Below are 14,260 nucleotides of genomic sequence, written 5' to 3'. Positions count from 1 at the left end.
TTACGCCCTTGCTTGCTCGATCTGCCCGATGAGCCAATCGCACCAGGCATCCATGCCCTCGCCCTTGCGCGCGCTCACGGCAAACCGCGGCGCCTGCGGATTGAGGTCATCGAGTGTCTTAGTATACCTATCCATGTCAAAATCGAAAGCCGGGGCCACGTCGACCTTATTGAGCAGCTGCGCGCCGGCGTGCTGGAAGATGCCCGGGTACTTGATGGGCTTGTCGTCGCCCTCGGGCACCGAGAGAATCATGATGGACAGGTTCTCACCCAGGTCAAAGTCGACCGGGCAGACCAAGTTGCCCACGTTTTCGATAAAGATGACGTCGATGTTCTCCAGACCGACGGCCTGGTCGAACGCGTCAACGGCCTCCATGATCATGTTGCCCTCGAGGTGGCACAGGCCACCCGTGTTGATCTGGATGGCGGGCATGCCGGCTTCCTTCATGGTGATGGCGTCGACATCCGAGGCAATATCGCCCTCGATGACGGCACAGCGCAGGCCAGCCTTGTCGCGCAGGCGCTCGTTGGTGCCCAGGATCGTGGTGGTCTTGCCCGAACCGGGGCTCGACAGCACATTGATCACATAGGTGTTTGTCTCTTTAAATCGCTGTCGCAGCTGATCTGCCAGGCGCTCGTTGCGCGACAGAATCGGCGACGCGATATCAATCGTTTTCTCAGCCATACTCGGCACTCCTTACTTTGGCCCCTTTATACCCCATCACCAGATGGCTAGCGGGCTAATCGTCGGGGGTTTCGATTTCGATACTTGCGATGTCGAGCTCGCGGCCGTGCAGCAGACGCACGTTGGCGCCGCCACATTGGGGACAGCGGCAATGGAAGCGGTCGTGCTCGAAGACCTCGCCGCAGTCCAGACACTCGCTTTGTGGATGGACCTCCTCCACGGCAAGCTCGCAGCCGCGCGTGAGCGGGTCCTCGTCGCGAAATGTCTCCCACGCAAAGTCGAGTGCTTCGCGCACGACCTCGGTCATATCCCCGATACGCAGCGTTACCAAAACGGCGCGCGAGGCCCCCGCCCCACGCGCCGCGCGAATCACTGTATCGAGTATGCCGTTGACAATGCCAACTTCGTGCATACCGTTTTACTCCTCGTCGTCCTCGTCGTCCGAGAACAGGTCCAGACGACTCACGAACAAGCCCTCCTTGCCCTCGCGCGCGGTAATGACCACACGGGCGATGGCGAGCGAAATCTCGTAGAGCGAGAGCAGGGCGCCATACATGAGACCCAGCGTAACGGGCGAGCCGTCGGGCGTGATCACAGCCGAACCCACGAGCAGGCCAACGTATACATAACGCCAGGCACCGCGGAAAGCAGCGTAGGACACGATGTGGAAGACGGACAGATAGAAGATGATGAGCGGCAGCTCAAACGCCACGCCAAAGCCGATCATAAAGAGCAGTTCCATGTTGACGTAGTTCTCCAGATCGGGCAGTGCCGTAGCGACGGCCGAGGTCTCGCCGATGAGCCACTCAAAGCCCGCAGGAATGATGATGAAGTAGCAGAAGATGGCACCCAGGAAGAACAGCACCGTCGAGGCGAGCACCGTGGGCACGACCCACTTGCGCTCGTTGGGGCGAAGCGCCGGTAGGAAAAACGCCAGAATCTGCCAGATGATCATGGGCGTGCACATGACCACGGCCATCTTGATGGCCAGCGAGAAGCGCAAGCCAAAGCCGCCGAGCGTGGTAGTGATGTAGAACTTACCGTCCGGCACAAAGGAGCGGATGGGATCTTCCAGGATGTCGAGCACCACAGGCGTGGCGAAATACAGCACGATGGCGGCGGCAAACACCGACACGACCACGATAGTCAGGCGGCGACGGAGCTCTCCCAGGTGATCGAAGAGCGGCATGCGCGCAGGTCCGATAGGCATTACTCATCGCCTCCCTTCGAGGCGTCGGCGGTGGCAGTCTCGGCAACGGCCTCGTCCTCGGCCTCGAGCTCGCGAGCGAGCTGGTCGACGACGGCCTTGCGCTTGCGGGGACGACGGGCGTAGAGGTCAGCCGTCGTGGGCTCTGCCGGCTCGGGCTCGGACTCTGGCTCTGCAGCAGGCTCGGGCTCGACGACAGGCTCGGCGGCAGCGGCAGGCTCGGCGCCCTCGGCCTCGGACTCCTCAGCAGCACCCTCGCCCTCGGCGGCAGCCTCGCTCGCGGCCTTCTCGGCGGCAAGGCGGGCACGGCGCTCGGCAAAGGTCTCCTTCTTTGCGGGCGCTGCCGTCTCGGCGGCATCCTCGTCCGCATCGGAATCGTCGTCGGTCGCAGCAGCCTTCTTGGGCTTGACCGGGGCCGAAGCGGCCTCGCTCACCGGATCGATAATCTCGGACTGAACAACGGCCGTCATCTTTTCCTGCGTCTCGCGGAACTGACGGATGGCACGGCCGATCGTGCGGCCCATCTGTGGGAGCTTATCCGGGCCAAACAGCAAAAAGCCGAAGACCACGATGATCGCGAGCTCACCCTCTCCAATACCAAACACACATACCTCCAAGGCTCGATGTGAGTCGAGCCCGCACCGCGCCATTCGGCCGGAACTCGTCTATTCATTCGGTCAAGTATAGCGCCCGGACGCCAAAACGTCCGAGCGCATCACAAACATATGCCAAACGGCACGCCCTTTTGGGGGGCAAAGATTATGCAGCGGTGATCGAAATCTCTTGGTCGACACCCAACAGCTGGACCACACGCATCACCGGGGGCTGCACATTGGTGCAGCTAAAGCGCTTGCCGTGGTCGACCGCGTGGTGCGCAGCGCCCACGAGCACGCCAATGCCCGTCGAATCGATGTAGCTCACCTGGGCAAAATCGAGCTCAACGGCCTCGGTGGGCTGCTCGAGCGCCAGGTCGATGGCATTGCGCAGGCTATCGGCGTTAGAGATATCGATCTCGCCGGTTACCTTAATGGTGTAGAGCTCTGGCGTGGGGTTGGTGGAAATACCCAAATCCATGTATACGCTCCTTTACGTATCGAAAGTGCGGATAGTACGGGAAGCCGCGCGTTAGGCGCGCTCGGCACGCGCAAGCTCGGCAGCGACGAGCTTAACGGCCAGCACCAGCACATCGAGCGCGGCCTCCAGGTCCTCGACCGTGGGATAGCTCGGCGCGATGCGGATGTTGGTGTCGCGCGGGTCCTTGCCATAGGGCCAAGTGGCGCCGGCCGGTGTGAGCTTGACGCCCAGGTCGGCGCAGAGCGCGGCGACCTTTTGGGCCGAGCCCTCGGGACCATCGAAGCTTACAAAGTAGCCGCCGCGGGGGTGCGTCCAAGTAGCGCAACCCGTATCGCCCAAGCCCTCGGTGAGCTTGCGCTCAACGGCCTCAAAGCGCGGGCGCAAAAACTCGGCATGCTTTTTCATGTGCTCCTTGACCGCCTCGATGGTGGGAAGGAAGCGCACGTGACGCAGCTGGTTGAGCTTATCGGCACTGATGAGGCCGGCCTTCAGGCGCTTGGAGAACTCGGCGATGACCGCGGGGCTCGCACCGATAAAGCCGATACCGGCGCCCGGGAAGGTGATCTTGGACGTCGAGGCAAAGGCCACCACGCGGTCCTCGGTGCCCGCCGCGCGAGCGAGGTCAAAAATGTTTGCGAGCTCATCGGTCTCGTCGTACAGGTCGTGCACGCAGTAGGCGTTGTCCCAGAAGATGCGGAAATCGGGCGCGGCCGTGGGCATCTCGACCAGGCGACGCACAGTGTCCTCGCTAAAGGTGATGCCCGTGGGGTTGGAATACTTGGGCACGCACCATATACCCTTGATGGAATCGTCGGCGGCAACCAGGCGCTCGATTTCGTCCATATCGGGGCCGTTGTCGGTCATCGCGACGGGAACGTTCTCGATGCCCAAGTCGGCGGTGATGCCAAAGTGGCGATCGTAGCCGGGAACCGGGCACAGGAACTTGACCTTCTTGCCGTCGTGCGCTGCCTCGTAAGCCTCCCAGGGCTCGCTGCCGCACGAGCCACAGCGCCAGAACATGCCGGCGATGTCGTGCTCGATCAGCAGGCTCGACGAGCCCAGCACGAGTGTCTGCTCAGCGGGGCAGCCCAGGAACTCCCCTGCCAGCTTGCGTGCCGAGGGAATGCCCTCAAAGCAGCCGTAGTTGGAACAATCGACGTTGCCGTCGTGCAGATCGGCATCGGCATTGAGGATATCGAGCATGGGTCGAGAGATGTCCACCTGGGAGGGCGACGGCTTGCCGCGGGCCATGTCGAGCGCCAGGCCCTTGGCCTTGACCTCGGCGACCTCGGCTTTGAGCGCCTCGATGGCGGCATCGAGTTCGGTGGTTTCCATCTTCTGGTAGATCGTCTGCATGGGTGCGACCTTTCACGAAGCGGTACGTTGCAATTCTTCTAAGTATAGACCGCCACCGTCGCAACGTTATGAAGCCGTGATAGATTAAGTCCATCGCAATGAATTACGAATCGCCGCGCATGCCGGCATGAAGCGCCCAAGGAGGCACTATGGAGTACGGATCGTTCCAGACCGAGGAATTCGGCGACCTTCAGCGCCTGGTCGACGGACTGTTTTACGACCGCCACGCCATCGACCGCCTGGATCTGATCGTACAGGCCGAAATCTTGGACCTGGCGCCCGATCTCATGGAAATCGTGAACCTGCTACCGCCCGGCTATTACGACCGCCAGTCACTTTGCGACCAGCTCAACTCCGCCTTGGCCGCCCACGGCTGGGGCGCCATCTACGGCACCGTGGAATAAACCTAGTCATTGGGGCCTGTGGTCAAAAAATAGCAAATATGAGTACTGTTACTTTTTTAGTAACAGCGATTTTGAATTAAAAAGGCCAGTCTTGGCCTTTTGTGTCCGGTTTTGGAAGGATGCATCAGCATTTTTCGTCCAGCCACGCAATCGTTAATGCACAGACAGAATAGATTTGTACATTATTTTTCGCGCCTAAAATGAAACGCCGTTTGTGACAGTACTCACAAACGGCGTTTTTTGGCCACTGGGGTGTCCGGCAGGTGGCAAGTACCACTCAAAACCGCGTTTTACACGCGCTCGAGCAGGCTCTGGCGTCTGTTTCTACGCGCCTACTCGTTCTTGGGCGCGGGGTGCTTGCAGATCACACTCATGTAGATCATGCCAAGTACGGCCGCGGTGACAGAGCCGGCGAGAATAGCGGCCTTGGCAGCCAGAACCTCAAACTGGGCCGTCGGGAAGGCGAGGCCGCTGATGAGAATCGACATGGTAAAGCCGATACCGCCCAGAATGCCCACGCCGGCAATCATATGCCAGTTGACATTGTGCGGCAGCTCGCAGGCCTTGAGCTTGACCAAGGCGAACGTCATGCCAAAGATACCGATCGGCTTACCCAGCAGCATGCCAAAGTACACGCCGAGCGTCACCGGGTCGGTGAGCAGCGTGCTCATGTCCACGCCCACTAGGCGAACCTGTGCGTTGACGAACGCAAAGATCGGCAGGATCACAAAGTTGACCGGCGTGGAGATCAGGCGCTCCATGCGGATGAGCGGCGGGGTCACGCGGTGCATGACGCGCTCGACTTTGGTGGTCGAGACGGTAAAGTCATGCTGGCCCAGGATGTGCGCCTCGTCGTCGTAGCGGTCATCGAGCAGCGGCAAGCACTCGCCCAGCCAATCGGTGAGGCTATCAAGCTTAACACCGCACTTGGCCGGGATGGTGAAGGCCAGGATGACGCCAGCAAGCGTAGCGTGCACGCCGCTCTTGAACATGCAGAACCACAACAGCAGGCCCAGTACCGAATACGGGGCAAGGCGGTAATGCTGCGTCTTGTTGAGCCACACGAGCGCACAGGTCACAAGCGCGGCGGCGCCCAACCAAAACGGATTGGGGCTCTGACCGTAGAAGATGGCGATGGCGGCGATGGAGATGAGGTCGTCGGCGATGGCGAGCGTCGAGAAGAACACGCGCACGCCGTTGGGCACGCGGTTGCCCAAAAGCGACAGCACGCCCAGCGCAAAGGCAATATCGGTTGCCATGGGAATGGCCCAGCCGTTGTGCGCGCCGGCATGGTTAAAGATCAGATAGATGCAGGCGGGAACGACGACGCCGCCCACGGCCGCCAGCATGGGAAGCATAGCCTGGCGCGGGTTCTTGAGCTCGCCAACTGTCATCTCGTACTTAAGCTCAATGCCCACCAACAAAAAGAAGATCGCCATGAGGAAGTCGTTGACGAAAAGCTCAACGGTGAGACCGGCCGCAAGGTTGCCCAGACCCACATACAGCGGGGTCTCCAAAAAGTGATGGATGGCCTCGTAGGCATCGGTGTTGGCGCAAATGACGGCGGCGATGGCGGCGAAGACCATGACGGCGGCGGAAATCGTGCCGTTCTCGGTGATGCGCTCCCAAATGTCGTGGCGCTCAAAACGCTTGCGCTCACGGACGTTGAACAGCTGCTCGGGTGCTGCCATGGGCGGCTCCTTTCACGGGAAAGCTCCCGTCTTAAAAAAGCACGGCCCGCCCAAGTGGCGGCGCCGCGCTCTAACGTATTACGCTTGCATCTAGCCTACCCTGCACGACAAGCGCGCAAGCGTGGCCGAAAAGCGGAACCACAGGTTGAACATTATTTGCTCAACGGCACGGGCACGCCTGTCCAAGAGACGACGCGGCGACGTGCACAAAAAACGACCGGAGCGCGGGGCGTCCGCGATCCGGTCGTGGCGTTTGGTCAACTAAACCTAGCAGGCGGCCATGATGGGGGCAGCGACCTGCTTCTTACGGGAGAGGACGCCCGGCATCCAGACGCCGTCGTGCTCGTCGGCAATGCCCAGGCCCTTCTGAGCAGCCTCGGTCTCGCCCTCGAGCAGGACCTGCGAGCCCTCCTCCATGATGTCGGTGATGCACAGGACGATGCCGTCGGCACCCTTCTCGGCGGCGTAGGCGCGCATGGCCTCGCGAATCTCGTCGATCATGCCAAGCGCACGGCTCTTGTCGACAGTCTCGTACTGGCCGATGAGCAGCTTCTTGCCGGCAGGCTCGAACATCTTGATGTCGTTGCCGACCATCTCGGCTGCGGTGAAGGAGCCGGACGGACGGGTGAGGAAGACCTCCATGCCAAACTTGACCGGGTCGACGCCCACCTGCTCGCCGAGCTTGGCGGCGACGGCGCGGTCGACATCGGTGGTGGTGGGGCTCTTGAGCATGAGCGTGTCGGTCATCATGGCCGAGAGCAGCAGCTTGGCCTGGACGTCGGAAAGCTCAACGCCGAGCACGCCGGCGAGCTTGGTGACGATGGTGCAGCTGGAGCCCCAGGGCAGGCAGATGTAGTGCAGCGGGCCGGCGGTCTCGAAGTCGCCGATGCGGTGATGATCGACAACGCCAAAGACCGTGGCGTCCTTAAGGCCGGCGACGGACTGGGCAGACTCGTTGTGGTCGGTGAGGACGACGAGCTGACCAGCCTCGACGGACTCGATCACGCGGGGCTCGGCGATGCCGGCGTCGGCGAGCAGCTTGGCGGACTCGGCCGGAAGCTGACCAAGGGCGCAGGCCTCGTAGGTGTTGCCGGCATACTCAACCTGGTTGAGCAGCTGGGACAGGACGACGGCGCTCATGATGGCGTCGTTATCGGGGTTCTGGTGACCAAAGACAAGAACGTTTGCCATGGATATCCTCCACTTGATATGTGTACTTGGACGTAGCTATGGTAGCACGCCGATGCCGAGCCTTCGCAGACGGAAGGGCCACGGCATATTTTGGGGCGCAGGCACGGGGGCCAAGGCTGTCCCTTTTGCACCATGTTGGTGCAATGTAACCTGTCCCCCTTGCACCAGCTATTTACCGGCAGCGCGCAGGGCTACGTAGGCAGCACCGATGATGCCGGCGTCGTTTCCGAGCGAAGCGACCTTAATGGGCGTCTCGCGCGAGGCGGAAAGCGCGTACTGCTTAAAGTGCTCGCGAACCTTGTCGAGGTAGAAATCGGCCGAGGCGGAGGCGCCGCCGCCGATGAGGAACATCTCGGGATCAACCACGTTGGCAATAAGCGCCAGTGCGCGGCCGAGGTAGTCGGCCATGGTATCGGCAGCTGCCAACGCGAGCTTGTCGCCCTCGCGGCAGGCCTGGAACACGTCCTTGGAATCAGAAGGCCCGGTGAGCTCAATGGGCTCGACGCCCGCCTTCTTGCACTCGGCAAGGTAGTTGCTCACCACGCCGGTGGCGCTGGAATACTGCTCCAGGTGGCCATGGCCACCGCAGCCGCAGGTGCGCTCTTCAGCCGGGTTCAGGCACATGTGGCCAATCTCGCCGCCGGCGCCCACAACGCCCGATACCACGTCGCCGTTAACGATAACGCCGCCGCCCACGCCGGTACCGATGGTGACCATCACGACGTTCTGCACGCCCTTGGCAGAACCGAGCCAGGCCTCGCCCATGGCAGCGGCGTTGGCATCGTTCTCATACTTAACGACCGCGTCGGGGCAGTGCTTTTGAATGGCGATCCTCAGCTCGGGCAGGTTAATGGCAATGTTGGCCTTGACCTTGGCATCGCCCGATGCCGGGATGGGGCACGGAACGGCCAGGCCAATGCCTGCCACAAAGGCACGCGGAATCTGCGCCTTGGCGACCACCTGGTCGATAGCCTCGGTCACCGCGGCAAAGCCCGCAGCGTCAACGATGGGAGGCGTAGGCACACTGGCCTTGGCCAGCAGGTTACCGTCCTCGTCGAACAGTCCTTCCTTAACCGAAGTGCCGCCGACGTCGATGCCGATGTAGTATTGCTTAGGTTCCATGGGAGCCCACCTTTCTCGTTTAAACATTGCCTGTATGGTACCGCTCCCAAGGCAAAAACCTACCAAAAAGGGACAGGTTTGTTTTTGCAGGTTTTATCTGGGGAAGCGCAGAGTACGAGATTCGGTTCGCTGGGTGTTATATCGGTTCGGCCCCGTCCTCGGACCGATCATTTTTCAACACGACACTACTCAGATGTTTATCATTTAAAACGCTCTAATTTTACAAGCGAGGCGACTTTTAATTTTATCTTTCTCGAACTTTTCAATAACTCAATAGAGATACTTAGGTGTTGACTATACTTTCTTTTATTCTCAATCAAGTTGGAAAGGAGGTTCCTTGGTTCCCAAATACGAGGCGATAGCTGCAGATATTCGTCGAAGCATCGAGGATGGCGCTCTTAAACCGGGCGACAAGCTTCCCACCGTCGTTGAGTTCTGCAAGCTCTATAACGTTTCCAAAATCACCGTCAAACGAGCTATTGAACAAATCACCGAAGAAGGTCTTATTACCAGCCGGCGTGGATCGGGTACCTACGTTAAGGACACGGCGGGGCTTCCCGGCCAGGCGTTTTTCCAGGGCAAAAACGACCGTACCCAGGGTTTTTCGTATGAGCATCGCGGGGAGAAGGTGACCTCGGTGGTCTACGATTTCTCGATCGTTAATCCACCAGCGGACATCGCAGCCCAGCTGGGAATTGCCGAGGATGACTTTGCCTATCACGTCGTGCGCGTGCGTCAGGCCGATGAGAAGCCCATCGTTATCGAGTACACCTACATGCCCCTCGAGCTGATTCCAGGCCTTAAAAAGAAGGACCTGTACGGATCGGTCTACCGCTTCATCCGCGAGCAATGTGGGCTGAAGATTTCGAGCTTCCACCGTACCATTCGCGCCGTGGCAGCAACCGAGGAAGAAGCCGAGCGTCTGGACACCAAACTTGGCTCTCCCCTGCTCGAGCTCACCCAGATTGGCTTTTTGGACAGCGGCGCCGCCTTTGAGTATTCGATCTCGCGCAACGTTGGCGATCGCTTTGAGTTGCACAACGTAACGTTGGCATAGGTTTTTGTAGTCACGCGGGCGCTCGTTTTGAGCCGTCTTACGCGGCACCCGCACAACCTTATGGGAGTATGCACATGTCCGATTTGATTAAACTCACGCCGATCTTCCACGAGAAGATCTGGGGCGGCCGCCAGTTGGAGACCGTGTTTGGCTACGACATTCCCGAGGGTCCCATCGGTGAGTGCTGGGCCATCTCGGCCCATCCCAACGGCGACTGCCAGATTGCGGAGGGACCGTACGCCGGCCACACGCTGTCGTGGCTGTGGGCCGAGCACCGCGAGCTCTTTGGCAACTGCGAGGGCAAGGAGTTCCCGCTGCTCATCAAGATTCTGGACGCCAAGGACGACCTTTCGATCCAGATTCATCCCAACGACGAGTACGCTGCCGAGCACGAGAACGGTAGCCTGGGCAAAACCGAGTGCTGGTATGTGCTGGACTGCGAGCCCGGCTCCACGATTATCGTCGGCCAGCGCGCGCATGACCGCGCCGAGGCCGCACAGATGATCGAGGACGGCCGCTGGGACGACATGCTCAACGTGCTGCCGATCCACAAGGGCGACTTTTTCCAGATTGATTCCGGTACCGTGCACGCCATCAAGACCGGCACGCTCATTTTGGAGACGCAGCAGTCGAGCGACGTGACGTATCGCCTGTACGACTACGACCGTCCCGGCACCGACGGCAAGCTGCGCCCACTGCACATTGAGCAGAGCCTCGACTGCATCGACTTTGATGCCCAGGCTCCGACCGACGGCACGGTGACCGCGCCCGAGGTAAACGGCGTGACCGAGCTCGAGTCTAACTCCTGCTACACCGTCGATCGTGTGCGCGTCGACGGCAGCAAAACCCTCGACCAGCGCTGGCCCTTCATGTGCCTGTCGGTCATCGACGGCGAAGGCACCGTCTGCGGCGACCCCGTCCACAAGGGAAGCCACCTGCTGGCACCCAGCACCGTCAGCTCCATCGACCTCGAAGGCAAGATGGAACTGATCATCAGCCACCTCTAGTTCGCACCAACAACCCAAACGCAACAAGGGGCTCCCCCGTTCACCAACGGGGGAGCCCCTTGTCCATATATATCAGCCCACCCGGCTCTCCAGATCAAAAAGCGGACGAGCAAAGCGACGATTGCGCAACAACGTTATCTAAGAACCTGGGCGGGCGTATGGGGCAACATCGATCGCGAGTTCCGCACGAGCCGGAGAGCACTTAATGTGCTCTCCGTGCGAGCAGGACTGCCCGAGCAGGCGATGTTGCCCCATACGCCCGTCCAGGTCCGCCGGGATTATGACAGCTTGACGATCGGTGCAAAGCCCTTCATCAGCTTTTTGGTCTGGCCGGTCTTTTCGAATTGAACCTCGATCATGTCTCCGGCGACCGAGATCACGGTACCCGTGCCAAAGGTCTTATGGCTCACGGTATCGCCCGCGGCAAAGTCCTGTGATGCACTGGCGCGATCGACCTTGCGCTCCACCGTCGGGGACACCTTAGACGACGGCTTTTTGGCTCGCGGCGCGCCCGAGCCAAAGGTCGAGGCAACACGGCCGGCGTCGGGCGAAACCCCACGATGGCGCTCGGTGCCATAAGTGCTGCCGCCAAAGAAGTCATCGAAGCTCGATCCGCTGCGCGATCCAGAGCCGCCGGTCGAGCGCGTATGCGAGCCAAACACCTTGCCGCCATACATGTCCGAGCCCATACCCGAGCCAAACGTGCCACGACGATCGCCGCGCTTCTCCCAGCCCGTGCCCTCAAAACCGGCAGAACCGATACCGCTAAACTCGATGTCCTCAAACGGGATCTCGTTGAGGAAGCGCGAGCGCGGGTTGGCAGAGGTCGAGCCGTAGGTGCGGCGCGTAGCGGCGTAAGTCAAGAACAGGCGCTTGCGAGCACGCGTGATGGCGACGTAGGCCAAGCGGCGCTCCTCCTCGAGCTTGCCCGGATCGTCACTACCGCCAAAGTCGTGCACGTGCGGGAAGATACCCTCCTCCATGCCGGCCACGAACACCGCCGGGAACTCCAGGCCCTTGGCGGAGTGGATGGTCATCATGGTAATGGCATGCGTCTCGCCGGCCAGGGAATCCAAGTCGGAGCGCAGGGCCAGCCACTCCATGAGTGCCGGCAGCGCCTTACAAGTGAGCGGACCGTAGGTGCGCTCGATCTCGTCAGCATGCACGGCGCCCGCCGGCAGCTCAGTCGGCGCGGCATACGCGTTGCCCGCGATGGCGGCGGCCAGGGCATCCTGCGGAGAAAGCGCCGGAGCGGCCAGGCTATCGAGCGGATTGGAACCCGCGGCATCACGCGCGCCAACGAGCGCCTCAAACGAAGACACGGGCGCAGACGGGCCGGGCTCGGGCGCAGGCGCGCTCACCACAACGGGCTCGGGCTCAACGTCGGCGGACACATCGGCAACACCAGCAGCGCGCAGCTCTTCCAAGCTCTCGAGCGTGCCTTCGATATCCTCGTGCGTCTCCTCAAATTCGGCAGCGACACCCAGGAATTCCTGGATGATCTCGGCGCGGCTCTCGGACTCCATGGTGCCCTCGGCGCGGAAAGCCTGCAGCAGGCCCGTCTTATCGACAATCATCTCGACGACGTCCTTGAGCTCGCCGTCCATGCGGCGACCCTCGCGCACCAGCGACACAAAGCTCGACAGGCCATTGCGCACCTTGGCGCTAAACATGCCGGTTTCGGCGCACGCGATCTCGCAAGCCTGGAAGAACGAGCAACGGTTGTCGCGCGCCAGCTGCTCAATCTTTTGGATCGAGGTGGAGCCGATGCCGCGGCGCGGCGTGTTGATGACGCGCTTGACGCTCATCTCGTCTGCCGGGTTCACGATCATCTTAAGGTAGGCCATGACGTCGCGGATCTCGGCACGGTCGAAGAATCGCGTGCCGCCCACAATCTTGTAGGGCACGCCCGCGCGCAGGAACATATCTTCGAGAATACGCGACTGGGCGTTGGTGCGGTAGAACACGGCGATATCGTCGTAACTCGTGCCCTTGGAGTGCAGCTTTTCGATCTCGCCGGCAATCCAGCGGCCCTCGTCGCGCTCATCGCTTGCCTGGAAGGCCTGGATCTTCTCGCCGTCGCCCTCGGCCGTAAACAGGCGCTTGTCCTTGCGCTGCGAGTTGTGGCGCACCACGGCATTGGCGGCGCTCAGGATGTGACCCGTAGAGCGGTAGTTCTGCTCCAGCTTGACGGTCTTGCAGTTTTTAAAGTCCTTCTCAAAGTCCAGGATGTTGGTGATGTCGGCGCCACGCCAGCTGTAAATGGACTGGTCATCGTCGCCCACGACCATGAGGTTTTGGTACTTGGCGGCTAGCAGGTTGGCGATCTCGTACTGGACGTGGTTGGTGTCCTGATACTCGTCGACGCTAATGTAGCGGAAACGCTCTTGGTACTTGTCGAGCACCTCGGGGCGAGTGCGCAGCAGCTCGAGCGTGCGCACGAGCAGGTCGTCGAAGTCCATCGCGTTGGCGGCGCGCAGGCGGCGTTCCAGCTCCAGGTAGACCTGCGCGGCCTTTTTGTCGTTGGGGCTGTCGGCGGATTTGAGCATGTCCTCAGGGCCGATCATGGCGTTTTTGGCCGAACTGATCTTGCTGCGGATCATATTGATGGGGAATTGCTTTTGCTCGATACCGAGCGCCTGCATAATATCGCGCACCATGCGCTTGGAATCGTCGTCATCGTAGATGGTGAACTGACCGGTGTAGCCCAGCAAGTCGGCGTCCTCGCGAAGCATGCGCACGCACATAGCATGGAAGGTGCACACCCACATACCGCGGGTACCGCTGGGGATGAGTGCCGCCAGACGCTCGCGCATCTCGGCCGCGGCCTTGTTGGTAAACGTGATGGCAAGGATCTGCCAGGGCTTAACGCCTAGGTCGCCGAGCATATGTGCGATGCGGAAGGTCAAGACGCGGGTCTTGCCCGAGCCGGCGCCGGCAAGCACCAGCAACGGGCCCTCGGTGGTCAGAACTGCCTCGCGCTGGGCGGAATTAAGGCTGTCGATGTCGACGAGCGGCTTGGGTGCCGGCGCGGGAGCGTCGTAGATGTCGAGCGGGACGAGCTCGGGTTCCGGCGCAGCGGGGGCAGTGTATGCATCGAGCGGCACGGGTTCCGGCGCGGGCGGCACGGGTACCGCGGCATTCTTTTCCCAGGGCAAGGGCTGGGTCATGGGCGACTCCTCATCTGACGGACGGCGCGCCTGCGGGCGGCGCCATAGTTTGAGCCGTACCAGTATACCGACCCGCGCGGACACCGACGCAAATCACACCACGACTCCGTGCGTCACCATCAGGCCCGCACCAGCGGATTTGGCGCAATGGGGTCAGGTTAGTCTGCACCATGTTGCTGCAAAGCAACCTGTTCCCATTGCACCAATCAGGGAGCCACCGATGTCACGGCAACGGTAGCGAGCGGCGGCCAGAACGAACAAATTGGCATGAAAAGAGGGCGGCATAGACCTTTTGGT

Annotated in this window: 13 protein-coding genes; 3 read left to right on the top strand and 10 right to left on the bottom strand. The window is 61.0% G+C overall.

What is annotated here, in order from left to right:
* The 6 genes from hypB to AB5767_RS02055 form a co-directional block, all read right to left on the bottom strand.
* On the bottom strand, window positions 1-684 hold the full coding sequence (gene hypB / locus AB5767_RS02080; protein WP_138374518.1) for a hydrogenase nickel incorporation protein HypB: 684 nt from the start codon (window positions 682-684) through the stop codon (window positions 1-3).
* Between the two features lie 55 nt (window positions 685-739).
* Complete coding sequence (hypA, locus tag AB5767_RS02075; protein WP_117565013.1) at window positions 740-1,096, bottom strand: hydrogenase maturation nickel metallochaperone HypA; 357 nt, start codon at window positions 1,094-1,096, stop codon at window positions 740-742.
* A 6-nt stretch (window positions 1,097-1,102) separates the two neighbouring features.
* Window positions 1,103-1,894: a twin-arginine translocase subunit TatC gene (tatC, locus tag AB5767_RS02070; RefSeq protein WP_022093860.1), complete on the bottom strand. Its 792-nt coding sequence runs from the start codon at window positions 1,892-1,894 to the stop codon at window positions 1,103-1,105.
* Window positions 1,894-2,496 (bottom strand): twin-arginine translocase TatA/TatE family subunit, encoded by a 603-nt coding sequence (locus AB5767_RS02065; protein ID WP_368131716.1) that lies wholly within the window; start codon window positions 2,494-2,496, stop codon window positions 1,894-1,896. The genes tatC and AB5767_RS02065 overlap by 1 nt, the downstream gene beginning before the upstream one ends.
* A 154-nt stretch (window positions 2,497-2,650) precedes the next feature.
* Window positions 2,651-2,965 (bottom strand): STAS domain-containing protein, encoded by a 315-nt coding sequence (locus tag AB5767_RS02060; RefSeq protein WP_035137695.1) that lies wholly within the window; start codon window positions 2,963-2,965, stop codon window positions 2,651-2,653.
* Between the two features lie 51 nt (window positions 2,966-3,016).
* Entirely contained in the window at window positions 3,017-4,321 is a 1,305-nt protein-coding gene (locus AB5767_RS02055; protein ID WP_138113353.1) for an aspartate aminotransferase type Ic, read from the bottom strand.
* 149 nt (window positions 4,322-4,470) lie between these two features.
* On the opposite strand from AB5767_RS02055, the gene AB5767_RS02050 reads away from it, so the two are divergent.
* Window positions 4,471-4,725, top strand: a complete 255-nt coding sequence (locus AB5767_RS02050) for a hypothetical protein (protein WP_161115881.1) — start codon at window positions 4,471-4,473, stop codon at window positions 4,723-4,725.
* Window positions 4,726-5,057: 332 nt separating this feature from the next.
* Here the strand turns inward: AB5767_RS02050 and nhaA are convergent, their stop codons facing one another.
* From nhaA to AB5767_RS02035, 3 genes are all read right to left on the bottom strand, one after another.
* Window positions 5,058-6,416 carry a Na+/H+ antiporter NhaA gene (gene nhaA / locus AB5767_RS02045; RefSeq protein WP_368131714.1) on the bottom strand — a complete coding sequence of 453 codons (1,359 nt, stop codon included), beginning with the start codon at window positions 6,414-6,416 and terminating at the stop codon, window positions 5,058-5,060.
* 267 nt (window positions 6,417-6,683) lie between these two features.
* Window positions 6,684-7,607 carry a manganese-dependent inorganic pyrophosphatase gene (locus AB5767_RS02040; RefSeq protein WP_006235927.1) on the bottom strand — a complete coding sequence of 308 codons (924 nt, stop codon included), beginning with the start codon at window positions 7,605-7,607 and terminating at the stop codon, window positions 6,684-6,686.
* A 168-nt stretch (window positions 7,608-7,775) separates the two neighbouring features.
* On the bottom strand, window positions 7,776-8,729 hold the full coding sequence (locus tag AB5767_RS02035; protein WP_368131712.1) for an ROK family protein: 954 nt from the start codon (window positions 8,727-8,729) through the stop codon (window positions 7,776-7,778).
* A gap of 337 nt (window positions 8,730-9,066) precedes the next feature.
* On the opposite strand from AB5767_RS02035, the gene AB5767_RS02030 reads away from it, so the two are divergent.
* Window positions 9,067-9,786 carry a GntR family transcriptional regulator gene (locus AB5767_RS02030; protein ID WP_368131710.1) on the top strand — a complete coding sequence of 240 codons (720 nt, stop codon included), beginning with the start codon at window positions 9,067-9,069 and terminating at the stop codon, window positions 9,784-9,786.
* Between the two features lie 74 nt (window positions 9,787-9,860).
* Window positions 9,861-10,793 (top strand): type I phosphomannose isomerase catalytic subunit, encoded by a 933-nt coding sequence (locus AB5767_RS02025; protein WP_438265970.1) that lies wholly within the window; start codon window positions 9,861-9,863, stop codon window positions 10,791-10,793.
* Window positions 10,794-11,071: 278 nt separating this feature from the next.
* On the opposite strand, the gene AB5767_RS02020 is transcribed toward AB5767_RS02025, so the two are convergent.
* Window positions 11,072-13,963: an ATP-dependent helicase gene (locus AB5767_RS02020; protein ID WP_368131707.1), complete on the bottom strand. Its 2,892-nt coding sequence runs from the start codon at window positions 13,961-13,963 to the stop codon at window positions 11,072-11,074.
* Window positions 13,964-14,260: the final 297 nt, after the last annotated feature.

It is taken from the genome of Collinsella aerofaciens (assembly GCF_040926265.1).
Classification (GTDB): domain Bacteria; phylum Actinomycetota; class Coriobacteriia; order Coriobacteriales; family Coriobacteriaceae; genus Collinsella; species Collinsella aerofaciens_BB.
This window is presented reverse-complemented; position numbering and strand designations above follow the sequence as displayed.

Bases quoted from the DNA above. Each gene is read 5' to 3' on its own strand.
- hypB (WP_138374518.1), bottom strand. From the start codon at position 684: ATGGCTGAGAAAACGATTGATATCGCGTCGCCGATTCTGTCGCGCAAC.
- hypA (WP_117565013.1), bottom strand. From the start codon at position 1,096: ATGCACGAAGTTGGCATTGTCAACGGCATACTCGATACAGTGATTCGC.
- tatC (WP_022093860.1), bottom strand. From the start codon at position 1,894: ATGCCTATCGGACCTGCGCGCATGCCGCTCTTCGATCACCTGGGAGAG.
- AB5767_RS02060 (WP_035137695.1), bottom strand. From the start codon at position 2,965: ATGGATTTGGGTATTTCCACCAACCCCACGCCAGAGCTCTACACCATT.
- AB5767_RS02055 (WP_138113353.1), bottom strand. From the start codon at position 4,321: ATGCAGACGATCTACCAGAAGATGGAAACCACCGAACTCGATGCCGCC.
- AB5767_RS02050 (WP_161115881.1), top strand. From the start codon at position 4,471: ATGGAGTACGGATCGTTCCAGACCGAGGAATTCGGCGACCTTCAGCGC.
- nhaA (WP_368131714.1), bottom strand. From the start codon at position 6,416: ATGGCAGCACCCGAGCAGCTGTTCAACGTCCGTGAGCGCAAGCGTTTT.
- AB5767_RS02040 (WP_006235927.1), bottom strand. From the start codon at position 7,607: ATGGCAAACGTTCTTGTCTTTGGTCACCAGAACCCCGATAACGACGCC.
- AB5767_RS02035 (WP_368131712.1), bottom strand. From the start codon at position 8,729: ATGGAACCTAAGCAATACTACATCGGCATCGACGTCGGCGGCACTTCG.
- AB5767_RS02025 (WP_438265970.1), top strand. From the start codon at position 9,861: ATGTCCGATTTGATTAAACTCACGCCGATCTTCCACGAGAAGATCTGG.
- AB5767_RS02020 (WP_368131707.1), bottom strand. From the start codon at position 13,963: ATGACCCAGCCCTTGCCCTGGGAAAAGAATGCCGCGGTACCCGTGCCG.